The sequence below is a fragment of the Paraburkholderia gardini genome (assembly GCF_907164545.1).
Taxonomy (GTDB): Bacteria; Pseudomonadota; Gammaproteobacteria; order Burkholderiales; family Burkholderiaceae; genus Paraburkholderia; species Paraburkholderia gardini.
Window position 1 is genome coordinate 1 of record NZ_CAJQZB010000032.1, and the last position, 24,872, is coordinate 24,872.

A 24,872-nucleotide genomic window follows, 5' to 3' on the forward strand; every position below is an offset into this window, starting at 1 on the left:
GCTTTAGCGCCTTACTCTGGTCCCATGCAACTTGTTGCGGTCGACCAGAGTTGGCGCTTTAGTGCCTTACTCTGGTCCCATGCAACTTGTTGCGGTCGACCAGAGTTGGCGCTTTAGTGCCTTACTCTGGTCCCATGCAAGTCGAGATCGCGGCATGCCAGGCAACGCCGCAGCGTACTTGCGCTATTCGAAAAAAGGCATAATACAGCCTCGCCGGTGTCCCTCGGGACCTAAGAGGGAACACAGATCGACTGTGGCTGCCCCCGCAACTGTATGCAGCGAGTCCGCGCCTCACCTGTGCCACTGGTTCGACCGGGAAGGCCGGCGCGGACCACGACCTGCGAGCCAGGAGACCTGCCGGTGAGACCTGTTCGTGCCAGCCAACGTCGGGCGGGGTGTACCGATGCCGCAGCATCTCCTCCATGACGAGGCGCTCGGGCCGTCGCGCGACGCACAACCCGGTGATCTCTTGAACCACGTTACGTCTGCCTTCGCTTCCACTGCATCGCTGCGCCCTTCGGCTTGCCCGGGGCTGTGGCGCATCGTGCAGGCACGCGACGGCGGTCTGTGCAGAATCAGGCTGCCGTGCGGTGAACTGCGCGCGGATCAGGCGCTCGCTATCGCGGATGCTGCAAAGCGGCACACGTCCGGCGTAATCGAAGTGACGAACCGCGCGAACCTGCAACTACGCGGCGTACGCACCGGCGAGGAAAACGCGCTAACAGGCCGGCTGCTCGACGCAGGATCAGGACCACAAGCGCCACGCGACGCTCACGAAACGAACCCGGTCGCGCGCGACGATCTTCGCAATCTGATGGTGAGCCCGCTTGCAGGGCGCGATCCGCACGCGCTCTTCGACATTACGTCGCTTGCTGCGCAGATACTTTCGCTTCTGCAAACCGATCCGCGATTCACGGCGCTTTCGCCCAAATTCGCGTTGATGCTCGACGGTGGCGAACGTCTTGCCATGCTCGACCATCCGCACGATATCTGGCTTGCTGCAGTGCGGGATCGCAAGGACGTGCGGTTTGCCTTTGGGCTTGCGGGGTGTCCGCCTGTCTTGCATACATCCCGGCATACGGCGTCCGGTACTGTCTTGCCTCATCAGGTTCCCGCGCTCGTCGCCGCGTTGCTGCATACGTTTCTGGATCTCGCCGCGCCTGACGACTCGCGCATGCGCGATGTGCTGGCCGCGCACGGCATCGCGGCCTTCATGGAGCAGGTGCAGGCGCGAGTCGATTTCACTCTTGCGAATGATTTTCACGTTGACACCTGGCGTCGCTTGCCGGCTCAGGTGTCACTCAGACTCGGATCGCATTCGCAAGACGGTGCGAATCTCTCTTACGTGGGCGCTCAACCGGTGCTCGGCCGTCTCGACTTTAAAACGCTGCAGGCGCTCGCCCGGCTTGCCATCGATGCCGGCAGCACAACGCTTCGCATGACGCCGTGGCAAGGCATCATCATTCCGGACGTTCCCGACGACAAAGCATCGCAAGTGTTAAAGCGACTTGAGTCGATTGGACTCGTCACGGATGCCGCCAATCCGCTGGCACATGTCATCGCCTGCACCGGTTCGCAAGGCTGCGTGAAAGGCATGGCCGACACCAAGGCCGACGCCCTTCTTCTCGCGGCCCGCCTGCCGGTCGGTGTCGATGTTCATTTCAGCGGTTGCCCGCGCTCCTGCGCGGCGGCGCATTGCGCGCCGTGGACGCTGCTTGCCGTGGCGCCCGCCCGCTACGACCTTTTTCGACGCGACGGCACACCTGGTTTTGGCGCGCCCGTCGCACGCAATCTGACGATCGATCAGGCGGCCGATACGCTCGAACGCCTGACCCGGAGTTCATTCGATGCTTGATTACATTCGCGACGGTCGGGAAATCTATCGCAGGTCTTTCGCCACGATCCGCGCCGAGGCCGACCTGCGTCACATTCCCGCCAACCTCGAAAAGCTGGCCGTGCGCGTGATTCACGCGTGCGGCATGGTCGACGTCGTCGACGATCTGCAGTTTTCCGCCGGCGCGGGCGCCGCCGGACGCGCGGCGCTGCTGCGCGGCGCACCGGTGCTATGCGACGCGCGCATGGTCGCCGAAGGCATCACGCGCGCGCGTCTGCCGGCCGACAATCCGGTCATCTGCACGCTGGGCGATCCCGGCGTGGCACCGATGGCGCTCACGCTGCACAACACGCGCTCGGCCGCCGCACTCGAACTGTGGCGACCGCATATCGAAGGCAGCGTCGTCGTGATCGGCAACGCGCCCACGGCGCTCTTCTATCTGCTCGAAATGCTCGACGCCGGTGCGCCAAAACCCGCGTTGATCCTCGGCTTTCCGGTGGGTTTCGTCGGCGCGATGGAATCGAAGGCGATGCTCGCGCAGAACAGTCGCGGCGTGCCGTTCGTGATCGTCGCGGGACGGCGTGGCGGTAGCGCCATGGCCGCGGCAGCCGTGAACGCCCTCGCTTCGGAGGAAGAATAAATGACGGTGCGTGGACGTCTTTTTGGACTCGGTGTAGGACCTGGCGACCCGGAGCTGATCACACTGAAAGCGGTGCGTCTGCTGAAGGACGCGCCCGTCGTCGCGTACTTCGTGGCCAAAGGAAAAAAGGGCAACGCGTTCGGGATCATCGAGATGCATCTGGACGAAGCGCAGGAACGCCTGCCGCTCGTCTACCCCGTGACGACCGAAACGCTCGCGCCGCCGCTTTCGTATGAAACCGTGATCGCCGACTTCTACGACACCGCCGCCGACATCATCGCTCGCCATCTCGATGTGGGCCGCGATGTCGCGGTGATCTGCGAGGGCGATCCGTTTTTCTACGGCTCGTATATGTATCTGCATGACCGTCTGGCGCCCCGCTTCGAAGCGCAAGTGGTGCCCGGCGTATGTTCGATGCTGGGCGGGGCGGCGATACTCGGCTCGCCGCTCGTCTATCGCAACCAGACGCTTTCCGTGCTGTCGGGCGTGCTGCCGGAAGACGAACTGAAACGACGGCTCGCCGACGCAGACGCCGCGGTCGTGATGAAACTCGGCCGCAATTTCGACAAGGTGCGGCGCGTGCTGTGCGAACTCGGCCTTGAAAAGCGTGCGCTTTACGTCGAGCGCGCCACGATGACAAACCAGCGGATCGTGCCACTCGCTGAAGTCGATCCGATGGCGTCGCCCTATTTCTCGCTGCTCGTCGTGCCGGGTGAAAAATGGCGTGGATGAATTCAACCGCGCCCGCCATCGTGATTCTCGGCGCCGGCGCACTCGACACGGCGCGACGCATAGCGGCGTGCTATCCCGGCGCGCAGGTTCACGGGCTTGCAGGACGTGTCGAGGCGGACATCGCCTACAGCGAACTCAGCGCCCATCTGCGAGAGTTGTACACGCGCGGCACGCCGCTCGTCGCGTTGTGCGCAGCGGGCATCGTGATTCGCTGCCTCGCACCGCTGCTTTCGGACAAAGGCGCGGAGCCGCCCGTACTGGCCGTGGCCGAAGACGGCAGCGCGGTCGTGCCGTTGCTGGGCGGTCTGGCCGGCGTGAACCGGATGGCCCGCGAAATCGCCGACGCGCTGAACATCGCGCCCGCCATCACGACGAGCGGCGAGCTGCGTTTCGGCACATGCGTGCTGAATCCGCCCGACGGGTACGCGCTTTCGAGTCTTGCCCAGGGCAAGCGCTTCGTATCGGACCTGCTCGCGGGCGAAAGTACGCGCATCGAAGGCGAAGCGCCCTGGCTCGACGACGCGCAGTTGCCGCGCTCATCCAACGCACGGCTCGCCATACGCGTCACGCCGCAAGCATGGAACGGCAGCGCGGACGAGTTGCTGATCCATCCACGCAGCGTCATCGCCGCGATCGGTGGTCTTGATGGCGACATCGTCGGGCATGTGCAGGATGCGTTGAGCGCAAACGGGATCGCAGCGCTCTCGCTGGCTGCGCTGCTCGCGCCCATGGAGCGCGCAGGGGAACTCGCGCTGACCGAAGCAGCCGCAGCGCTCGGCGTGGCGCTCCGTTTTGTCGCCATGCCCACCACCGGCAACAACGAACAGAAACCGCACACGCTCCTGGCCCCGGCGATGCGTGTGCCGCACGACATTCTGGCCGGCGATTCGCCGGTTGCGCTGGCGATCGCGCGCGCCCCGGTCGATCCCTTTTCCGTCGGGCAGACACGTGGGCGACTAAGCGTCATCGGTCTCGGCCCGGGCGATGCGCGCCTGATGGTGCCCGCCGCACGCGAGGCGCTCGACGCGGCCACCGATGTGCTCGGCTACGAAACCTACGTGACGATGGCCGGCCCGTTCCGCGCGGACCAGCGCGTACACGGCACCGACAACCGCGAAGAGATGCAGCGCGCGCGTCACGCATTCGAACTGGCCGCCCAGGGATGTTCGGTCGTGATGGTGTCGTCCGGCGACCCCGGCGTGTTCGCAATGGCCGCCGCCGTGCTGGAGGCGCTTCACGAATCGGGCAACGCACGCTGGGCCAGCGTCGAACTCGAAATCCTGCCGGGTGTATCGGCGGCCATGGCGACGGCCGCGCAGGCCGGGGCGCCGCTCGGTCACGATTTCTGCATGCTGTCGCTTTCCGATAATCTCAAGCCGTGGGATGTCATTGAAAATCGCCTGAGACACGCCGCCGGGGCCGATCTCGTGATGGCTTTCTATAATCCGGTTTCGCGCGCGCGCCCCTGGCAACTCGACAAGGCGCTCGATATCGTTCGCGAATTCCGTTCGCCTGAGACAACGGTCGTGCTGGGAAGAAACGTCGGCAGACCCGGCGGCCAGGTACGCCACACGTCGCTTGGAGCGCTTCGCAGTGAAATGGTCGATATGCGGACGATGGTGATTATCGGATCATCGCTTACACGCGCGTTTTCGGTGAATGGCGGGGTGGAATGGGCTTATACGCCAAGGTGGTATCGCCAGGGTTAAGAAGTTGCATCCAGTGCTATTAACCGATGCACAACAGGTATCCAGTTCGATTATTGCCTGTAATAATGGAGGTTCTTAAGTCTTCAATTAAAGTTTTATTTTGCCGGGCCGTATACGGCCGTTAAGAACCCGAAACGAGGTGGTCGGTATATGGCGTCAAACGAACTGGCAGAAGAAGAATCGGTCGTCGCACCCGAACTGGCGTTTAAGCCCAGTGATGTTCCTTTAGCCACACCGCTGTCGTGGCCCATTGTCGATCAGGACGGCGCCCTGTTGCGTGAACGCGGCGCATCGATTGCCAACGAGGACGAACGCCGTTTTCTCTTCGCGCATTTCAAGCCTCGCCGCAAGGAGACGACGGTTGCGGGCGCAACGTCCGCGCAGCCTGAAAGCGAAACCCCGCTGCCCTCGTCGCTTCCCGAAATGCATTTGCCGATCGGCGCGCTGCTCGGCGTGCGTTCGCTGATCGGCATGGGCCGCCCGATGCATCCCGCCCGCGTGATCGGCTTCGCGCCGAACCAGGTGCTGTTCATCACGCCGCCGGCCGCGAACGGCAAGGCCGCGCCGATCGAGCTCAACGAAAACCTCGACATCGTCGCGATTGCGAGCCAGGCGGTTTACCGCTTTACGTGTACCGTCGAAGCGCTCTGCAGCAATCCCTTTCATTACATTGTGTTGTCGAAACCCGGCGCGATCCGCCGGCTGCGCGAACGGCGCTCGATCCGCGTGCGCGCGCATCTGGCCGTTCGCCACGGCACCGAAGCGAATGAAGCCTGGGACGGCGTGGGTCTCGCGGACGGCGTCAGCGTGCTGGGTCTGTCACTCGCGACGACGAGCGCGCTGGGGCGCATAGGTGAGCGGCTGCGTCTGTCGTTCTGGGTCACATCGGGCGAGATCCAAACGTTGATCGAAACGCGCGCGGTGATCCGCAATCTGCAAGCTCACGAGAAGCACAAGGAACTGGTCGCGCACGGCCTCGAGTTCGATGTGCTGGAACCGTCGATGCAGACCGCGCTCAAAGCGTTCGTGTTCGACCGTCAGGACGATGTGTACATCTGGAGCAGCATGACGCGTGCGTGAACCGAACCTGATCGCGTCCAGCGGAAATCACGATGCGATCAGATCTTCCGGTGTACAGCACAGTGCATCCCAGGCGCGCGCGATCTGTTCGCAACGGCCAAGCCTCACGGCACCACGTTCGAAATCGACGCACACGATCTGATCGGCAAACACCGGACGCACGGGCAGGTCGCTGCTGCGTCCATCCGATAGCAGCCACAGCCAGCGCTGCTGTCCCGGCTTGCCGCGCGCGGCGCGCTCAAGGACGTGAGCCGCCCGCGACACGCCGAGCGCAAGTGGCGTCCCTCCTCCTCCACCCACTGGCTGTAGCCAGCGCTCGTTCCACCAGCGTGGCACCGCGGGCCCGAACCGTACGTCGGCACGCGCACCGCCGAAACACACCAGCGCGGTTTCGGCGCGCGCAGTGGACGCCTGATCGAACATCGCGACAAGCAGGCCCTTTGCCAGCGCAAGCTGCTGGCCCGACATCATCGAGCCGGAACAGTCGAGAACGAAACAGTGCAGCACGCCGCCCTTCGACGCTTCGCGCCTGAAGCGCACGTGCGCGCGTGCGAGCGGCTCACGCCGTTTCGCCGCGAGCGTCGACGGCCAGTCGATACGTCTGCCGGGTTTTGAGCCCCGCGTGCCAGCGCCTGCTGTATGTGGCCATCGAACGCCGCTGATCGATCCAGCGGCGGCGCCTGATCGATGGCTCAGCGTTTTTTTGCAGGTAACGGAATGACGCCTTTGACGCGCATCGTACCGGCTGCCTCCGGCGGCAGTTGTCCCCAATCGCCTTCGCTGCCGGTTTTGCGTTCCGCCTGGGACGTCTGCGGAAATTCGTGCATTTCCTGTTGCGCAGGCGGCGATGACGATTGTGGCGCATGCGTATCCGCATCGCGATTCACGCGGCGGTGCCGCAACACCGCTTCCGCCACACGATCGACATGTTCGACCGTGATCGCCGCGGCCCCTTCCAGCGCTGCCAGCGCACGTGCTGCGCGCAGCATGACGATATCCGCGCGCATCCCGTCGACAGCGGCATCGATACATACACGGCTGACGTGCCCGTGCACCGTATCGTCGAACGCAAGTTGCGGCAGCCGTTCACGCGCGGCGTGAATACGCTGCACATAAGCTGCCTGTTGTGTCGCGTAGCTCGCGCGAAAGGTGTCCGGGTCAGCGTCAAACGCAAGGCGCGCCTTGACGATCGCTTGCCGCACCTTCGAATCGAAGCAGTTTTCGAGTTCCACCATCAAACCGAACCGGTCGATAAGTTGTGGGCGCAACTCGCCTTCCTGCGGATTCATCGTGCCGATCAGCACGAAGCTCGCCGCGTGACTATGCGAAACGCCATCGCGCTCAACCGTGTTCACGCCGCTCGCGGCTGCATCGAGCAGCGCATCCACAAGCGCGTCTGGCAACAGGTTGACCTCGTCGACATACAGCACGCCGCGATGCGCTTTTGCAAGCAGACCCGGCGAAAACTTCACCGAGCCGTCGCGCAGCGCGGTTTCGATATCCAGTGTGCCGATCAGACGCTCTTCGCTGGCACCCAGCGGCAGCGTGACGAGTTGCCCCTCGGGCAGCAATTCGGCGAGAGCCCGGGCGGTCGTCGACTTCGCGGTGCCACGCGGGCCGCTCACCAGCACGCCGCCGAGTCCCGGATCGATTGCCGCAAGCAATAGCGCCTGCTGCAACGGCGCCTGCCCGATCAACGCCGCGAACGGAAACGTGGTGCGGGCGGTTGACGACGACGCGATGCCGCCGCCGGGCAAATCCGTCGATGCGTTCATGTTCGTGTTCCTTCGAGTTGCTGTTCGCTTGCCAGCAGATGCTGCTCGATCTGCGCGCGATAGTCGCCCGGGTTTTGCCACAGGCCGCGCTGCACCGCTTCGAGCAGACGCTCGCAGATGCCATGCAGCGCGTGCGGATTGTGCTTCGCGAGAAAATCCCGCGTCGCGCTATCGTTCAGGTAGGCGTCGGTGACGAGCGCGTACTGGTGATCCGAAATCACGCGTGCCGTCGCATCGAAACCGTAAAGATAGTCGACGGTGGCGGCGATTTCCGCGGCGCCCTTGTAGCCATGACGCTTCACGCCGTCCAGCCATTTCGGATTCACCACGCGTGAGCGGATCACCCGCGCGATTTCTTCATGCAACGTGCGGATGCGCGGTGCAGCCGGATTGCTGTGATCGGCGTGATAGATATGCGGCTGCGTACCCGCGAGATGCCGGACAGCCGCGACCATGCCGCCCTGGAACTGGTAGTAGTCGTTCGAATCGAGTACGTCGTGTTCGCGATTGTCCTGATTCTGAAGCACGACATCCAGCGCCGCGAGACGTGTACCGAAGACCTCGCGCGCGTCCTCACCCGCGCTCTTCTGCGCGTACGCATAGCCGCCCCATGCCCGATACGCTTCGGCCAGATCCGCGTCGGTCTGCCATTGCCGTGTGTCGATCATCTCCTGCAGACCCGCGCCATACGAACCGGGCTTCGCGCTGAAAACGCGCCAGCCGGCGCGGCGGCGCGCTTCGGCTGCATCCATGCCGCGCGCCATCAACGCCTCTTTTTCGCGCAGCACGCGAACGCGGACGGGATTCATTTCCTCGGGTTCGTCGAGTTCGGCGACAGCCTGCACGGCCGCGTCGAACAGATGCATCACGTTGGCGAACGCATCGCGAAAGAAGCCCGATACGCGCAAGGTCACGTCGATACGTGGGCGATCGAACGCCTCGATCGGCATGATCTCGAAGTCGGTCACACGATGGCTGCCTGGCGCCCACCGGGGTCGAACGCCGAGCAATGCCAGCGCCTGCGCGATGTCGTCGCCGCCGGTGCGCATCGTCGCGGTGCCCCACACCGACAGGCCGATCGCACGCGGATAGTCGCCGTGTTCCTGCACGTGGCGCTCGATCAGCTGCTGCGCCGATTTCAGGCCCAACGTCCACGCCGACTGGGTCGGCACGGCACGTGTGTCGACCGAATAGAAGTTACGGCCGGTCGGCAGCACGTCGGGACGACCACGCGAAGGTGAGCCGCTCGGGCCCGGCGGCACGAAGCGGCCCTCAAGCCCGCGCCCCAGTTGCAGCATTTCCTGCGGTCCACAGGCATCGAGCCGCGGCAGGATGTCGTTTCGCAGACGCTCGATCACACGTTCCGCCTGAGGCAACGTACCGGCTTGATATACCGCTCCAGCCTGCAACGCGCTCCCGCCTGCAATATCGTTCAGCAATGCCGACGCCAGTAATTCGAGCCGTTCGCGCGTGTCGCCGTTATGCCGCCACGGCGCGTCGCTGACCTGCTGAAGGACGTCGGGGCGCGCGCCTTCCCATGTCGCTGCCCAGTCCGCTGTCAAAGGATCGAAGAGATGATCCATCTGCAGATCGCGCGCGAGCGCATCGATCAGCCCTGCCTTCTCGCGCTGTCCGTCCCCCACCGGAAAACGGCCGAGCGCAAGCAGCGTATCGCGTCGCTGAACGCCTCGCGGCGACTGTCCAAACGTGTGCAAGCCATCGCGAATCTGCGCTTCCTTCAATTCGCACAGGTACGCATCGGCGCGCGTGAGCAGCGCGTCTTCCGCATCCAGGCCGTCGGGCAGACCGAGACTCAGCTCCTCGTGCAGACGATGCGTGATGATCGTTTCGAGAATGGTCCGCCGCAGCAGTTTCGAGCGACGTGGATCGACCATCAACGCTTCATAGTATTCGTCGACCTGGCGTTCGAGATCCTGCAACGGGCCGTAGCTCTCCGCACGCGTGAGGGGTGGCATCAGATGATCGATGATGACCGCCTGCGTGCGCCGCTTCGCCTGGCTGCCCTCGCCCGGGTCGTTGACGATAAACGGATACAGATGCGGCATCGGCCCGAGAATGAGATCGGGCCAGCAGGTGTCGCTGAGCGCGACGCTCTTGCCCGGCAGCCATTCCAGGTTGCCGTGCTTGCCGACATGCACGACCGCGTCGATACCGAACTGGTGACGCAGCCAGAAATAGAACGCCAGATACGCATGCGGCGGCACGAGATCGGCGTCGTGATAGCTGGCGTAATCGCCGCCTTCGCGCGAGCGCGCCGGCTGGATGCCGATGAACACATGCGCGCAACGCCAGCCCGCGATCATGAAGCGGCCACGCCGCAGCGACGGGTCCTGATCGGGCGTGCCCCATCGTGCGTTCAACGCGTCGCGTACCTCAGCGGGCAACTGCTGGAAATGCGTCAGATAGTCGTCGAGCGCAAGGCTTTGCAGTGCCGGGCGCAGGTCGCGCACCACCGGGTCGTTCGTCACGCCTTCAGTAAGCGTACGCATCAGGGCATCGCCATCGACGGGAATATCGTCAACCTTATAGCCGTGCTCACGCAACATCGAAAGAATGCCGACAACGGACGCAGGCGTGTCGAGCCCCACGCCATTGCCGATGCGCCCTTCGCTTACGGGATAATTCGCGAGAATCAGCGCGAGCTTCTTGTCCGCGTTGTCGATACGCCGCAGCCTGCACCAGCGTCGGCTCAACTCCGCGAGAAACGCGACGCGCCCGTGATCGGGCTGATAACGCACGACGTCGACTTCAGTGTGCGGACACCGATACGCAAGCCCCTTGAAACTGATGGCCCGCGTGATGATGCGGCCGTCCACTTCGGGCAGCGCGATATGCATCGCGATATCGCGCGAATTGAGGCCCTGATTGTCCTTGAGCCAGTCGTCGCGATTGCCGCCGCTCAGGATCACCTGCATCACGGGCGCGTCGCCCGCAAGCGCGAGCGGTTCGGGATCGTCAATCGCCGACGCGGCGAATGCAGTGGTGTTAAGTACCAGCGCCACGTCATGTCGCGCGCACAATTGCTGCACCATGTCGCGGCTGACGTTGTCCTTCAGCGATGTGATCGCGAGTGGCAACGGATTAAGACCCTGTGCATGGAGCGCGTCGATCAGTGCATCGAACACAGCGGTGTTCGCCGCCTGTAGATGCGCGCGATAAAAGAGAATCGCGACGACAGGTGCATTGCCATGCCAGCGTGCCTGCCAGTCTTCGATCGTCGGGACGTCGCGCGACGGATGGTAAAGCGATGCGGCGGGCAACGGTTGCGCAAGCGACGGCTCTTCGCCCCAGCCCAGCGCATGATGCGCGATACAACGCAGAAAACGCTCCGCATTCCGCGGGCCGCCCTCGCGAAGATAGCGCCATAGCTGATGACATAGCGCGGCATCGGCCGTGCTGCGTGCAAGCAGATTCGGGTCTTCCTGCAGGTCGCCTGAGAACATCGCCAGCACCTGCTGCCTGCGTTCGGCGAGCGCGACCACCTGTTCGATGCCGTAAGGCCAGTACGCCTCGCCGCCCAGATGATCGACGATCACCACCTTCGCGTACTGCAATACGTCCTCGACGTAGAAATCGACCGACGCCGGTTGCCTGAGAAACGTCACGTTCGCGAGCCGCAGGCTCGGAAAATCAGCGCCCAGCCGCGGAAATACGCTCGCGAGCAGCGATAGCGTGGTGTCGGCCGAACTGAGCACCACGATGTCCGCGGGACGCTGATCGATCCGGATAACGCCCGCCGTATCGTCGACGAAACCGCCGGGCGTGGTGCGCAGCAGATGCATGTCGTTTTACGCCTGTTGCGTCGTGCCGTGGGGCACGGCATTCATCGCGACGTCGAATGCCTGCTGCAACGTTTTCCGGTCGAGGTCTTCGCCGATCAGCACGAAACGGCTCGCGCGTGGTTCGTCCGCCTGCCAGCGCCGGTCGAAATAGCTGTCGAAGCGCCGGCCCACGCCCTGAATCACGAGACGCATCGCAGCGCCCGGCAATGCCGCGAAACCTTTGACGCGATAGATCGTGTGGCTCTCGACCAGGCTTTGCAACGCCGCGATGGTCGCTTCACGCGAGGCAACATTTGCCGCAACCACGACGGAATCGAATTCGTCGTGGTGATGATCGGCGTCGTCGGCCGAACCGTGATGATCGTGACGCAGATGGATCGACTCTTCGGAAGCCGACTGAAGACCCAGCAGCGCATGAAGGTCGAGTTGCCCCATGTGCGCGCGCACCACCTTCACCTGCGACGGGATTTCCTCACGGATGAGGGCCTCGACCTCGCGTTGCTTCGATTCGTCGAGCAGGTCGGTCTTGTTGAGAATCACCAGATCCGCTGCGGACAACTGGTCTTCGAACAGTTCGTGCAGCGGCGATTCGTGATCGAGATTCGGATCGGCCTTGCGCTGCGCGTCGACGGCCAGTGGGTTTTCCGCGAATTGTCCACTTGCTACGGCAGGACCGTCGACCACGGTGACGACTGCGTCGACCGTAAAGCTGTTCTTGATCTGCGGCCAGTTGAATGCCTTGACCAGCGGCTTGGGCAACGCGAGGCCGGACGTTTCGATCAGCACGTGATCGATCTGGTCGCGACGCTCGACGAGTTTTTCCATGACCGGGAAAAACTCTTCCTGCACGGTGCAGCAAAGGCAGCCGTTGGCGAGTTCATACAATTGACCTTCCGCCTCGCTGCCATCTTCATTGCAGCCGATGCCGCAACCCTTGAGGATTTCGCCGTCGATGCCGAGCTCGCCGAATTCGTTGACGATCACCGCAACGCGAAGGCCGCCTGCATGTTGAAGAATGTGCCGCAGCAACGTGGTCTTGCCGCTGCCGAGGAAGCCCGTAACGATCGTGACGGGAATCTTGCGCGTCTGCATCCTGACTCCAGGGGGTGGACAGTTGAAGTAGATGGGGACGAAAAACGGGTTGCCCGGAATGACTGGACAATCGAAGAAAGCATGGACGATACGCCGCATCCCCGCGGCATTTGCCTGTTTTTCTCGGGCCGGTATCCGGGCTGACGAAATCGCCGCTTCACCTTCCCGCGCATTCGACACGTTGCGCAGTGGACAGATAGTTGCACGTCGTGACATGCATCTATTGAAGCCGGCCTGGCATTGCGTGTGCGCAATGCCTTCGCTTACCGTTGCGGGGGCAGCACAGGTTGGCCCGATCCGTGCAGGAAGGGCTCCCTGTTTCCCGTTTAACTGCGCGCACGGAGCGTGCGCGCGAGCACCAGAGTGCGTGCGAGTGTAGGCTTCGACGGTGGCGACGTCAAGAAAAGGACTATGCGTACGGGTGCGTGCTCGGGGGGGCTTTGGCGAGGCTTTTCAGGCCCGGCGCGCAATACTCATGTACATGTAACCTCTCGAAGCCGAGTCACGTTTCAGTCATCTGCACCAGACCTGGTTAATTCATCAAGTCTGCTCTTTGTGATTCGGGTCATGCAATCCCAAAAGGTGATATAGCGCATGGAGGCTTCGCCCAGCATATAAGTTTCATAATAACAGCCACTCTCACGATATTGCGCCCAAATTTCTTGTGATTTTACGAAATACGGCAACGCCAACGGTTCACCATCTGCCTTAAGAGACTTGTCATTCTCCACTATTTCCGATCGGAGAGCCTTAAGCTTTTTTTCGAGATTCCTGTTCGCGCGCTCATAATTTCTGTGAGCGCATTCTGAAATGTCCATTGTTCCTGCATGCTCGCCAATTTCGCACAATTTAGAAATTTCAGAAGAGGTAAACCCCGAGAAATACATCGACGAAGGTTCAAACTTCCTGTAATCGAATTCACCAGAATAGATTGTTTTCGCCGATGCAGCTATCGACAAGACGCAAGGAAACAGACTGATAATTTTTTTAATGTTGTGCATCGTATATTCCTGCTTTGAATAGTCTCGCCTCGCTTTCGCGTCTCTGGCGCAATCTGGGATTACGGGCATGGAACCTGCAGATAAAGGCGGGCATCATCTCGTAATGCCCGTGATTGACTTCATCGGCCAGCTCTCTCACAGCACCGCCTGCACCGGCATTAAATACAACGCTTACCATGGCATCGTATTCGTACTGAAAAAGCGGGACCATTACGAGCGAATTCAATCTACTTTGTACTTGCTGCAAGTCGTGCCTCAGTAGGTCTCTTGCACGTTCTAAAGATATTATTTGGCCGACGTGCAGATTATCATTCGGCAAAACGAGGTGCCCGCATCCGACCGTAGGGTTGCCTTGGTCATCAAGGTAGACTTGCAAAATCATCCCGTCCATCACCTGAGCGTCTATATGAGTATGGTTCGAGTAGAAGATACGCGTCATGCCGTTCATTCTTCCGCTTTCCCATTCACCCAAAAAGGAAAGACACTGATTTGACGCCCGCCACGGTTTGCATAGTCTGTCCGTAGCTACCGTTACGCACGAATCTGAATTGGTGTTTGTTACCACGTTTGCAAGTGCATCCGGCATTAGATCTCCCTTTTGTGACCGAGATAAATCCGGATAGATTGCGCGCCTTTTGTTTGATATCGCTCAGTGCGTCCCTGTGAATCAGTTACGCTGTGCCTCAGCTCACCCGAAGGCATGCGAACTGTGTAATAGGTGCTCGTGAGAGGCGTTCCCTTTGCATCAACAAGCGTGAATTGTTCATCGTGCTGCGCCGCTCCAGCCTGCGCTGTCGCGGGATTCGCCTCACGTATCACCAGCGCTGCCGCTTCCTGGGACGTGAAGGACATCGTCATACCGCGCTCGGCATAGAAAACCGGCGGCGGGCTGCAATCGCAGATGTTGATATCACCGCTCAAGGCCCATTGCTTTCCGTTGGGGCCGGTTCCGGGCCTGCGCGGTCCCTTCGGTGCGATGAAACCCTCGCGTTTGCAGGCAGTGCAATACGTTTTCATGTAAAGCGTGGCGATTTGTACGCAGGGTGGCGGATTGGAACACGTAACGCCCTCTAACCCTTCCGTGATCACGGCGCTCCCACCCCGATCCCCTTTGGCAAGAAAATAGCGAATCATGCAGCCTCACTCCCGCGCTGCATTTCGGCTTCCGTTACCGGTTCGTAGGTACGGGGATGCGCGCCTCCTTCGCGTTCCGGACTGTCCGAAATCGTATCGCCGTTATCGAGCGTGCTACCAACGTAGGCGAACTGCGCATAAGCCCGATTGGCTTTCATGGAAAGCCCACTCGTAATGCGCGCCGTCGAGCCATCCGGGTAGCAAACCAGGTCACCGATCTGACCGACGTCAATATCGCCGCTGAGGCTGCGCCATTTGCCGCTTACTTCGCGCAGGACGCCGCCGCGCGCGGTGGTCGAACCGCGCAGCGCAAAACGCCAGCACGGCTCGTCAGGCGGCGGCACATAGGACGGATCGAACAGGCCTTCGGGTTTCTCACCCGCGGCAACGAACAGGCCGGACGTTCCATCATCCCAAGGCGTGAAGACGATGCGGTCCCCGTTGCTCAGATGACTGCCGACAAGCGCAAGGCATTTGCCGTCATAAGACGATCGACTGCCTGATCCGTCAACAATAGCGGCTTCGCTTCCATCGCAATAGGTGACAACATCACCTACGCGCGCGACGTACAGACCGCAAATGGACAGCCCGGACGTTGCGTGTGTTACATAGCCGCCGCGCTCCGTGCGTGCTCCAACCGTTGCGAATGCGTACGTGGTGCCTTCACGTTTCTGTTGCTCCATTCTGGATCGTCCTTTTTAAAATTGAAGGGAACTACGTCAGACTCGTGATTCGGGGAAAGGTCGGACATCCCCCGATGAGTGCCGGAGTGCGCAGGCCTTTTTCCTGAACCAGTTGCCAATATCGTTAACTGATCATCCAAATATAATAAGGTCAACAAAATACTTTAGAGATAGCATTGAATTTACAATTCTTTATAAATCCGTCTTTCCGCTCTATTTCTAACGCATACTTCTACGGAGAAACATGAAAAATAGCGCGAGGCCATCGCGCCTTTCCAGTTGATGAAGCAGGGGACCCACGTTGGCCTGATACGCGCAGGAAGGGTTCCCTGTTTCACGTTTAACTGCGCACCGACCGTGCTCCCAGGCGCCTTCTGACAGGCTGTTTCGCATTGGCCTGTGATATCGTATGCGCGCGTTTGGTACCCGCACATGCATTCGCATGTGCAGTTAAACGGGAAACAGGAAGCAACGTAACGCGCTCGGCCTGTGCTGTCCCCGCAACGGTACGCGACCCGCGGATCATTCGTCCGCGCATGTCATTCAACGCCACTGCCTGCGCCGTGCGGGTGGGAAGGCGAATGGCACGTGGTCGTCAGCCCGGATACCGGCCAGACGCGAGGGGCGACCGCTGCGATCGCCGAAGGCCCGATCCGCGGGGGACGGAATGAGGCGCCTGACGTGTGGCAACGCATGATTCATCTATTCCATGAAGCCGTCATGACGACGGCCTTCCTGCTTTCCCTCACTGACTGCAGCGCGCGGCCCGGTACGCTCGCAGCCCACGTCGCGCCATACTCATCCACGATCATCGTGACCGGCGGCGCCGTGATGCATGGCGACACCGTATGAAAACGCTGACAGTCGGCATCGGTTGCAGACGCAACGCGTCCGCCCGGCAGATCGAATCCGCCGTGCGCGCGGCGCTCGCGCTGGCGGCCCGTTCTCTCGACGACGTCATCGCCGTCGCCACGATCGAATCGAAAGCGCACGAGCCCGGCATCGCTGGATTCTGTGCTCACCACGCGCTCCCGTTGCACACGTTCACCGCCGGACAGATCGACGCGTTCGGCGAACTGCCCACGCCGTCCAGTGCGGTACGCGCGAAACTTGGCGTCGACGGCGTATGCGAACCGTGCGCACTGCTTGCGTTGCCCGGCGCCACGCTGATCGTCCCCAAAACCGTGCTCGATGGCGTGACGATTGCCATCGCCAGCGCACCCTGAACATTACGAAAAACAGGACACGCCATGAAGACAGATCCCGAATCGCATCAACGCATGACGCAACGCCGTCGCGAGGGCCACGAAAAGAAACAGGCTTCGGCGACGGTCGAAAAAGGCCTGCTGATCGTCAACACGGGCACCGGCAAAGGCAAGACCACCGCCGCGTTCGGCATGGCCGTGCGCGTGCTCGGACACGGCATGAAACTCGGTGTAGTGCAGTTCATCAAGGGCGCGCTTCACACGTCCGAGCGCGACTTCCTCGGCGCGCAGGCGCATTGCGAGTTCATCACGATGGGCGACGGTTACACGTGGAATACGCAGGACCGCGACAAGGACATCGCGACGGCCCGCAAGGGCTGGACCGAAGCACGCCGCATGATCGAAAGCGGCGATTATCAGATGGTGATTCTCGATGAGCTGAATACCGTGCTGAAGTACGACTATCTTCCGCTCGACGAAGTGCTTGAAGTGCTGACGGCACGGCCGGACATGGTGCATGTTGTCGTGACCGGCCGTCACGCGCCCGATGCGCTGATCGAAGCGGCCGACCTCGTCACCGAAATGCGGATCGTCAAGCATCCGTATCGCGAGCAGGGTGTGAAGGCGCAACGCGGCGTGGAATTCTGAACGATGTCCGCGTGCCCCGCCCTCTTCATTAGCGCGCCGGCCTCGGGTCAGGGCAAGACCACGATTACCGCCGGTCTGGCGCGCCATCACGCGCAGCTGGGGCGACGCGTACGCGTCTTCAAGACGGGGCCCGATTTTCTCGACCCGATGATTCTCGCGCGGGCGAGCGGCGCGCCGGTGCAGTCGCTCGATCTGTGGATGGTCGGCGAACATGCGTGTCGCGTGTTGCTGGCGGAAGCGGCGGAAGACGCCGACCTGATCCTGATCGAAGGCGTAATGGGTCTTTTCGACGGCACGCCATCCAGCGCCGATCTGGCGACGACGTTCAACGTGCCGGTGGTCGGCGTGATTTCGGCGAAAGCCATGGCGCAGACGTTCGGCGCGGTCGCGTTCGGCCTCGCGCATTTTCGGCCGCACGTGCCGTTTCAGGGCGTGTTCGCGAACCGCGTCGGTTCGGCGCGGCACGCACAGATGCTTGAAGAAGCGTTGCCCGACGGTTTGCGCTGGATGGGACATATCGCGAGCGCGAGCGACATCGAGTTGCCGGACCGCCATCTCGGCCTCCATCAGGCCGACGAAATCGCCGACCTCGACGCGCGCATCGACCGCGCAGCCGATGCGCTCGCCGGCACGCCGCTCGCCGGTCTGCCGGCGCCGGTGGATTTTGGCACGGCATCACGCGAAACGATGCCGCGTCTGCTCGATGGCATGCGGATCGCCATCGCGCGCGACGCGGCGTTTTCATTTATTTATCCGGCCAACGTCACGCTTCTCGAGAAGCTCGGCGCGAGCGTCACATATTTTTCGCCGCTCGCAGACGAACCCGTACCCGCGGCCGTCGACGCGCTCTGGTTGCCCGGCGGTTATCCGGAACTGCATGCACCGACGCTTTCGCGCAATACGGTCAGCGCGGCGTCGATTCACGCCCACGCGCGGGCCGGCAAAACACTGATTGCCGAATGCGGCGGCATGCTGTATCTGCTGGATACGCTCACTGACATCAACGGCACGTGCACACCGATGCTCGGTCTGCTACCCGGCGATGCGACGATGCAGTCCCGTCTTGCGTCGCTTGGCATGCAGCAGATCACCGGTACGCGCGGCGCGATGCGTGGGCACACGTTTCACTACTCACGCCTGGAGACGACGATGACGCCGCTGACAAAAGCCGTGCGCGCGCAATCGACGGCACCGGGCGAAGCGGTGTTCCGGGCCGGCAACATCGTCGCGACTTACATGCACAGTTACTGGCCCTCCAATCCGGCTTTCACGGCTGCACTCTTTCATGGCGAAGCGTTTTAGCGATCCGGACCGCGCGGCCGTCTACCGCGCCATTCACGAGCGACGCGACATGCGGCACTTCGTCAGCGAGCCGGTCGATCCGGCCGTATTGAAGCGTTTGCTGGACGCCGCCCATCACGCGCCAAGCGTCGGTTTCATGCAGCCGTGGCGCATTGCCCGCATCACCGACGCCTCGCTTCGCGCCGCACTGCACGCCGCTGTCGAACGCGAGCGGCTGAACACCGCCGATGCGCTCGGCAAGCGTCGCGACGAGTTCATGAAACTGAAAGTGGAAGGCATGCTCGAGTGCGGCGAACTGCTGGTCATGGCGCTCATGGACGATCGGGAGAAACACATTTTCGGTCGACGTACGCTGCCGGAAATGGACCTTGCGTCCGTTGCGTGCGCCATCCAGAACATGTGGCTCGCGGCGCGCGCGGAAGGCCTCGGGATGGGATGGGTATCGCTCTTCGACGTCGACGAAGTGCGCACGCTGCTACGTATGCCAGCCGGCGCGCGGCCGGTGGGCATTCTGTGTCTTGGGCACGTCGATGCGTTTTACGATCAGCCGATGCTCGAAACCGAACGCTGGGCATCGCGGATGCCGCTAGAAGCGTGTGTCTTTGAAAATTGCTGGCCCGAAGAAGACGCGCCTGGCGATAGCGTGAACGTGAACGCCAGCGCCGCTAAAGACGCTTAAGCCTCACGCGGTTATCGCTGGCGCGACACTTGCACGCGGCGCACCCACCCTCACCTTCAGCCCGGCCGACGAAAATGCCTCGGCGGACTCTGGCGGCAACGCCGCATCGGTCACCAGCAGATCGACTTCTTCCGGACTGAATGCCCGCACCAGCGCACTATGGCCGAATTTCGCGTGATCAGCTGCCACGACGCGCTGCTCCGCCTGCGCGAATGCAGCTTGTGCGAACGCCGCGTCCCACGGTAGCGAATCCATGAAGTGCCCGTGATTGTCGATCGCCGTCACCGAGACGATCGCGTAGCGCACATGGAACTGACGCATGAACGTCAGCACGTTCTCGCCGAACGCGGAGGCGTCATCCGGACGTAATTCCCCGCCCGTCATGAAGACACGGTTTTCGTTGCGCGGCGCGAGCGTGCGCGCGATTTCCGCGGAATTCGTCACCACCGTGAGCCGCGAATGCGCGCACAACGCCTGCGCGATGTGAACGCAGGTGCTGCCGCTGTCGAGAATCAGCGAATCGCCATCCTCGACCAGTTCGCCGATGCGCGCCGCGATGATCTGCTTGCCCTCGCGACTTTCCAGCATGCGGCGCTGGAACGGCGGCTCGTCGACGTGCCCGGGCAGCATGATGCCGCCGTGAACCTTGACGAGCAGTCCGTCGCTGATCATCGGTTTGACCGTGCGGCGAATGGTTTCGTCGGATACGTCGAAAAGCCTCGCCAGTGCGGTAATCGTGCAGGTCTGCTGCGAGCGCACGATGCGCATGATTTCAGCCTGGCGCTGGGTGGGAAACATAGGCGTGCCATCAGGTCTCGGAGACCGCAGTCTAACAAAGGCATTGGCTGCCCGGAAGCCAAACCCCTCAAGTTTCCACATAAATAAACATTTCACACGTCATCCCACGCCAATCTTTGTGTATTTATCGATGTAAATCTTGAATTCAACGTCATTTTTCTGCAATATACTTCCGACAATATCCACATATATCCACACACATTCACGGAATAAAACCATGACAACCACTCTTCCCCAGCATGCGCGTGTGGTAATCGTCGGCGGCGGCATCGTGGGCTGCTCGGTCGCGTATCACCTGACAAAGCTCGGCTGGACCGACGTCGTGCTGCTCGAACAGGGTCAGTTGTCATGCGGCACGACGTGGCATGCGGCCGGCCTTGTCGGCCAGCTGCGCGCGCAGGAAAGCATGACGAAGCTGATCCGCTATTCGACCGCGCTCTACGCCCGGCTCGAAGCGGAAACCGGGCTGGGTACCGGCTGGAAACAATGTGGATCGCTGTCGGTCGCGCGTACGGCCGAGCGCATGACGCAGCTGAAACGCACGGCCGCGGTTGCCCGTGCGTACGGTGTCGCCTGCGACGTGATCGGCCCGAAGGAAGCCGGCGAACTGTGGCCGGTGATGCGCACCGACGATCTGCTCGGCGCGGTCTGGCTGCCCGGCGACGGCAAGGCGAATCCGACCGACCTCACCCAGGCGCTCGCGCGCGGCGCGCGAACCGGCGGCGCGCGCATCGTCGAAAACACACGGGTGAGCGCGATTCACACGCGGCCTTCTGCTTCGGGCGGCCGCGAAGCGTGCGGCCTCGCGTGGCAAAACAAGGATGGCGAGGCGGGCACGATCGAAGCGGAAGTCATCGTCAATTGCGCGGGCCAGTGGGCAAAGGCAATCGGCCGTCTGTGCGGCGTGACGGTGCCGCTGCATTCGGCCGAGCACTACTACATCGTCACTGAACGGATCGCAGGCGTGCATCCGGATCTGCCTGTCATGCGCGACCCGGACGGCTTTATCTATTTCAAGGAGGAAGTCGGCGGTCTCGTCATGGGCGGATTCGAACCGGACGCGAAACCGTGGGGTATGAACGGCATTCCGGAAAACTTCGAGTTCCAGTTGCTCCCCGACGACTGGGATCAGTTCCAGATCCTGATGGAAAACGCGCTGCAACGCGTGCCCGCGCTCGAAACCGCGCAGGTCAGGCAGTTCTACAACGGACCGGAATCGTTCACGCCGGACAACAACTTCATGCTGGGCGAGGCGCCCGAACTGAAACGCTTTTTCGTCGGTGCCGGGTTCAATTCGATGGGTATCGCATCGGCCGGCGGCGCGGGGATGGCGCTCGCGGAATGGATCGTCGCGGGCGAACCGACGATGGACCTGTGGCCTGTCGACATTCGCCGCTTCGCGCGCTTTAACGGCAACGACACGTGGCTGCACGACCGGGTCAAGGAAACGCTAGGGCTGCATTACGCGATGCCGTGGCCGAATCGCGAACTCGACAGCGCGCGGCCGTTTCGCCGCTCGCCGCTTTACGCGCTGCTCAAGGAAGACGGGGCGTGTTTCGGCAGCAAGATGGGTTGGGAGCGCGCGAATTTCTTTGCGCCCTCGCCGGCAGAAGCGCATATCGACTATGCGTTCGGCCAGCAGAACTGGCTCGCGTGGAGCGGCGCGGAACATCGCGCGTGCCGCGAGGCCGTGGCGCTCTTCGACATGACGTCGTTCTCCAAATTCCTGGTAAAGGGACGCGATGCCGAAGCGGTGCTGCAAGGCATCGTCGCCAACGATGTCGCGGTGCCGCCCGGCACGACGGTCTATACCGGCATGCTCAACGAGCGCGGCACGTACGAATCGGATTTCACGCTCACGCGGCTTGCCGATGACCAGTATCTGATCGTCACCGGTTCCGCGCAGACCACGCGCGATTTCGACACGATCGAAAAGCTGATTCCACAGGACAGCTATTGCACGCTCGTCGATGTCACCAGCCAGTATGCGGTGCTCGCGGTGATGGGGCCGCGTTCGCGTGCGCTCTTGCAACGCGTCTCAAGAGCAGACTTCAGCAACGAGGCGTTCGCCTTCGGGCAAAGCCGGGAAGTCGATATCGGCTATGCGACTGTGCGGGCGACGCGGTTGACCTATGTCGGCGAACTGGGATGGGAGCTGTATGTACCCGTCGAGTTTGCCGTGGGCGTATATGAGACGTTGCATGCAGCGGGCAAGGAATTCGGGCTCGTGAACGCGGGGTACTACGCGATCGATTCGCTGCGGATCGAAAAGGGCTATCGCGCGTGGGGACGTGAGTTGACACCGGACTCGAGTCCGTTCGAGGCGGGCCTCGGGTTTGCCTGCAAGCTTTCTGGCGACGTCGCTTTTCGTGGGCGCGATGCGTTGCTGAAACTGAAGGCAGCGCCTTTGCGGCGACGCATGGTCGTACTCACCGTCGACGGCGCCAGCGACCGGATGCTATGGGGTGGTGAAGCAATTCTGCGCGACGGCGTGGTGGTGGGATTCGTCTCGTCCGCCGCCTTCGGGCACACGTTCGGATGCCCGGTTGCGATGGGATACGTGTCGAACGCCGCGGGCACTATCGATGAGGCGTTCCTGGCAGACGGCCGGTTCGTCGTGGATGTTGCAGGAGACACGTTGCCGGCAACGCTGCACGTCAAGGCGCCTTACGATCCGAAGTCGCTAAGGATCAAAGCCTGATCGGGTGTGGTGTGTGGAGCGGCGCAACTGGCCCCACAGCGCTATCCGCGCCGCCCCGCTCCTGCAATGTCACGCGGTGCCGCACCCAGTAGCCGGTTGACCCAATGCGCCATATGACTCTGATGGGCAAAACCGGTCTCCAGCGCGATCTGCGTGACGCTCAGCCGTCCCTCCAGCAGCAACGCTCTCGCCCGCTCGACCCTGCGCTGGATCACATACCGATGCACCGGCGTGCCGAGCGTCTCCCTGAACAACGCCTTGAAATGCGGCACGCTCAGGCCAGCGACGGCAGCGAGTTCCGTTAGCGTGAGCGGCTGGTCGAGGTTGGCCTCGACGTAGTCGATGACCCGTGTCGCCATGATCGGCGCGAGCGTGCGTCGACGGTCGTCCCGCTCTGGAACGCCCGCCGTCAGCCTGACGATCAGCGCCGTGCACAGGCTTTCCGCATACAGCGCATCCGATGCTTCCTCGGCCTCGAGTTCTGCCCGCAATGCCCACGAAAGATGTTGCAGGCGCGGATCGCGTAGCTGGAATTGCGCGCGCAATGTTGTACGCGAAGGGCTCGCGTCGAGTTGCTCCATCGTCGTGCGCGCAAAGGTGTCGTCAATCCAGATGCGCAGGATCGTGCAGTCGCCGTCGTCCGTCCATTCGCCGTCGAGCCCCGCGGGGATGACGTCCATATCGCCGTGCGCCTGGATCCGCGACACGCGGCGACCGTCGCACCGGCAGCGCGCTCTCACCGGTGCGCCGACATGCACGCCAATGCGGTGATACGGCGTGCCCGGAATGCGATGCGACCCCGCCGCAACACCCACCAGCGCCGCGCCGAAACCTCGCCAGCCGGGCGATGCGCTCGAACGCGGGCTGACTGTTCTTCCGGCTGGCGGGACAGGCAAAGGGCGCGCGGTGTTCATGACGTTTCCTTCTGACAGGGGACATTGGGTGCGCCCATTGTGATGCCATTCGGGCGATTCTGCAGGCGTTCATTGTCGTGCGGTTCGTCGAAAAAAATCATCCGGATCTGCTCAAACCGGTCCGTGTATGTGCATCCTGGTTGCACCGCTCGCCCATGATGGACTCACGCCATTCATTCATCGACGAGGAGTGCCACGTGTTTGTCATTTTCGGCGCAACAGGACATGCAGGCCGTCTCACCGCTACCCGGCTTCGCGAAGCCGGCCTTCCGGTACGCGCTGTCGTCAGGCGTGCGGACCAGGCAAAAGAATTGAAGGCGACCGGGTGTGAGATCGCGTTCGCGGACCTCATGGATCTGGCCTCGGTCACAAAGGCCATTGAAGGCGCACAGGCCGTGCAGATGATCTGCCCGGTGCCGTCCGGTCACGCAGACCCTGAACATGCAATGCACACCATGATCGATGTCGCCGCTCAGGCGTTGCGCGCCAACCCGCCGCAACATGTGCTCGCGATCTCCGATTACGGCGCCGAGCTCGACATGAATACCGGCATTACGCGGCTCTTCCATTATCTTGAACGGCAGCTCAGCGCGAGTGTGCCGCGTCTGACGCTGCTTCGCTCAGCCGAACACATGCAGAACTGGAGCCGCGCGATACCCGTCGCGCTCGCCACCGGCATGCTGCCAGGCCTGCATCATCCGCTCACGAAACGCTTCCCGAGCGTCGCCGCGCAGGATGTCGGCGCGCTGGCCGCGACGTTGTTGCGCGAAGGACCACCGGTCACCGCAACCCGTATCGTCAGCATTGAAGCGATGGTGCGCGTCTCGCCGATGGACGTCGCGCGCGTGATCCAGCAGGAAGCGGGGCGTGAGATCGTCGCGCGTGAATTGCCACGCGATCAATGGTTTTCGGTGCTCACCAGGGGCGGCTTAAGCGCGAAGCACGCAAACCTCATCGTGGATCTTTACGATGCGCACAACGCGGGGCACATCGATATCGAAGCCAATGTCACCGGGCGCCGTTTCGGTACGACCGCACTCGCGGACGTACTCGCGCCGCTCGTCAGACAGGCCGTGCTGGACGCTCAATGAAACGGTGCAAACACTCAGGAGACGCTACTAACCTGACGTGACCGGCACAAA

At 62.2% G+C, this 24,872-nt stretch carries 22 protein-coding genes and 3 riboswitches; of the genes, 12 read left to right on the forward strand and 10 right to left on the reverse strand.

Going from position 1 to position 24,872, the window contains the following annotated elements; all coding sequences use genetic code 11:
• The first annotated feature begins 197 nt into the window (after positions 1-197).
• Positions 198-376, forward strand: a riboswitch (cobalamin riboswitch).
• 93 nt (positions 377-469) lie between these two features.
• The 5 genes from cobG to LPA37_RS20385 all read left to right on the forward strand — a co-directional run bounded on the left by cobG (position 470) and on the right by LPA37_RS20385 (position 5,995).
• Entirely contained in the window at positions 470-1,855 is a 1,386-nt protein-coding gene (gene cobG, locus LPA37_RS20365) for a precorrin-3B synthase (protein WP_324251899.1), read from the forward strand.
• Positions 1,848-2,474, forward strand: coding sequence for a precorrin-8X methylmutase (locus tag LPA37_RS20370; protein WP_229013507.1), 627 nt, complete (start codon positions 1,848-1,850; stop codon positions 2,472-2,474). The genes cobG and LPA37_RS20370 overlap by 8 nt, the downstream gene beginning before the upstream one ends.
• The gene (locus tag LPA37_RS20375) at positions 2,475-3,206 is read left to right on the forward strand and encodes a precorrin-2 C(20)-methyltransferase (protein WP_229013508.1); all 732 of its coding nucleotides are present in this window, start codon (positions 2,475-2,477) and stop codon (positions 3,204-3,206) included.
• Positions 3,203-4,915, forward strand: coding sequence for a precorrin-3B C(17)-methyltransferase (gene cobJ / locus LPA37_RS20380; RefSeq protein ID WP_407672582.1), 1,713 nt, complete (start codon positions 3,203-3,205; stop codon positions 4,913-4,915). Before LPA37_RS20375 ends, cobJ begins: the two co-directional genes overlap by 4 nt.
• A gap of 150 nt (positions 4,916-5,065) precedes the next feature.
• Entirely contained in the window at positions 5,066-5,995 is a 930-nt protein-coding gene (locus LPA37_RS20385) for a flagellar brake domain-containing protein (RefSeq protein WP_229013511.1), read from the forward strand.
• Positions 5,996-6,022: 27 nt separating this feature from the next.
• Here the strand turns inward: LPA37_RS20385 and LPA37_RS20390 are convergent, their stop codons facing one another.
• From LPA37_RS20390 to LPA37_RS20425, 8 genes are all read right to left on the reverse strand, one after another.
• On the reverse strand, positions 6,023-6,658 hold the full coding sequence (locus LPA37_RS20390) for a vWA domain-containing protein (protein ID WP_229013566.1): 636 nt from the start codon (positions 6,656-6,658) through the stop codon (positions 6,023-6,025).
• Positions 6,659-6,687: 29 nt separating this feature from the next.
• The gene (locus LPA37_RS20395) at positions 6,688-7,770 is read right to left on the reverse strand and encodes an ATP-binding protein (RefSeq protein WP_228976610.1); all 1,083 of its coding nucleotides are present in this window, start codon (positions 7,768-7,770) and stop codon (positions 6,688-6,690) included.
• Positions 7,767-11,573 (reverse strand): cobaltochelatase subunit CobN, encoded by a 3,807-nt coding sequence (gene cobN, locus LPA37_RS20400; protein ID WP_229013513.1) that lies wholly within the window; start codon positions 11,571-11,573, stop codon positions 7,767-7,769. Before cobN ends, LPA37_RS20395 begins: the two co-directional genes overlap by 4 nt.
• Before the next feature lie 6 nt (positions 11,574-11,579).
• Entirely contained in the window at positions 11,580-12,665 is a 1,086-nt protein-coding gene (gene cobW, locus LPA37_RS20405) for a cobalamin biosynthesis protein CobW (protein WP_229013514.1), read from the reverse strand.
• Between the two features lie 109 nt (positions 12,666-12,774).
• Positions 12,775-13,043: riboswitch (cobalamin riboswitch) on the reverse strand.
• Between the two features lie 131 nt (positions 13,044-13,174).
• The gene (locus tag LPA37_RS20410; protein ID WP_229013515.1) at positions 13,175-13,666 is read right to left on the reverse strand and encodes a lysozyme inhibitor LprI family protein; all 492 of its coding nucleotides are present in this window, start codon (positions 13,664-13,666) and stop codon (positions 13,175-13,177) included.
• Complete coding sequence (locus tag LPA37_RS20415) at positions 13,653-14,114, reverse strand: lysozyme (protein WP_229013516.1); 462 nt, start codon at positions 14,112-14,114, stop codon at positions 13,653-13,655. Before LPA37_RS20415 ends, LPA37_RS20410 begins: the two co-directional genes overlap by 14 nt.
• 137 nt (positions 14,115-14,251) lie before the next feature.
• On the reverse strand, positions 14,252-14,800 hold the full coding sequence (locus tag LPA37_RS20420; protein ID WP_229013517.1) for a PAAR domain-containing protein: 549 nt from the start codon (positions 14,798-14,800) through the stop codon (positions 14,252-14,254).
• The gene (locus LPA37_RS20425; protein ID WP_229013518.1) at positions 14,797-15,483 is read right to left on the reverse strand and encodes a PAAR domain-containing protein; all 687 of its coding nucleotides are present in this window, start codon (positions 15,481-15,483) and stop codon (positions 14,797-14,799) included. Before LPA37_RS20425 ends, LPA37_RS20420 begins: the two co-directional genes overlap by 4 nt.
• A gap of 403 nt (positions 15,484-15,886) precedes the next feature.
• Positions 15,887-16,113, forward strand: a riboswitch (cobalamin riboswitch).
• A gap of 63 nt (positions 16,114-16,176) precedes the next feature.
• Here LPA37_RS20425 and LPA37_RS20430 point away from each other — a divergent pair.
• Genes LPA37_RS20430 through bluB form a run of 5 tightly spaced genes read left to right on the forward strand, consistent with a single transcriptional unit; the run spans position 16,177 to position 19,317 of the window.
• Positions 16,177-16,335 (forward strand): hypothetical protein, encoded by a 159-nt coding sequence (locus tag LPA37_RS20430; protein WP_229013520.1) that lies wholly within the window; start codon positions 16,177-16,179, stop codon positions 16,333-16,335.
• Positions 16,332-16,709 carry a cobalamin biosynthesis protein gene (locus LPA37_RS20435; protein ID WP_229013521.1) on the forward strand — a complete coding sequence of 126 codons (378 nt, stop codon included), beginning with the start codon at positions 16,332-16,334 and terminating at the stop codon, positions 16,707-16,709. Before LPA37_RS20430 ends, LPA37_RS20435 begins: the two co-directional genes overlap by 4 nt.
• A 24-nt stretch (positions 16,710-16,733) precedes the next feature.
• Positions 16,734-17,336 (forward strand): cob(I)yrinic acid a,c-diamide adenosyltransferase, encoded by a 603-nt coding sequence (gene cobO / locus LPA37_RS20440; protein ID WP_228976599.1) that lies wholly within the window; start codon positions 16,734-16,736, stop codon positions 17,334-17,336.
• A 3-nt stretch (positions 17,337-17,339) separates the two neighbouring features.
• Positions 17,340-18,638 carry a cobyrinate a,c-diamide synthase gene (locus tag LPA37_RS20445; RefSeq protein WP_229013523.1) on the forward strand — a complete coding sequence of 433 codons (1,299 nt, stop codon included), beginning with the start codon at positions 17,340-17,342 and terminating at the stop codon, positions 18,636-18,638.
• Entirely contained in the window at positions 18,622-19,317 is a 696-nt protein-coding gene (bluB, locus tag LPA37_RS20450) for a 5,6-dimethylbenzimidazole synthase (protein ID WP_229013524.1), read from the forward strand. Before LPA37_RS20445 ends, bluB begins: the two co-directional genes overlap by 17 nt.
• Before the next feature lie 3 nt (positions 19,318-19,320).
• On the opposite strand, the gene LPA37_RS20455 is transcribed toward bluB, so the two are convergent.
• A complete protein-coding gene (locus LPA37_RS20455) occupies positions 19,321-20,115 on the reverse strand; it encodes a DeoR/GlpR family DNA-binding transcription regulator (RefSeq protein WP_229013525.1) in 795 nt (264 codons plus the stop codon).
• A 217-nt stretch (positions 20,116-20,332) separates the two neighbouring features.
• Here LPA37_RS20455 and LPA37_RS20460 point away from each other — a divergent pair, with 217 nt between their 5' ends.
• Positions 20,333-22,816 (forward strand): GcvT family protein, encoded by a 2,484-nt coding sequence (locus LPA37_RS20460; RefSeq protein ID WP_229013527.1) that lies wholly within the window; start codon positions 20,333-20,335, stop codon positions 22,814-22,816.
• Positions 22,817-22,857: 41 nt separating this feature from the next.
• Here LPA37_RS20460 and LPA37_RS20465 read toward each other — a convergent pair whose 3' ends face one another.
• Complete coding sequence (locus LPA37_RS20465) at positions 22,858-23,730, reverse strand: AraC family transcriptional regulator (protein WP_229013528.1); 873 nt, start codon at positions 23,728-23,730, stop codon at positions 22,858-22,860.
• Positions 23,731-23,927: 197 nt separating this feature from the next.
• On the opposite strand from LPA37_RS20465, the gene LPA37_RS20470 reads away from it, so the two are divergent.
• Complete coding sequence (locus tag LPA37_RS20470) at positions 23,928-24,821, forward strand: NmrA family NAD(P)-binding protein (RefSeq protein ID WP_229013529.1); 894 nt, start codon at positions 23,928-23,930, stop codon at positions 24,819-24,821.
• Positions 24,822-24,872: the final 51 nt, after the last annotated feature.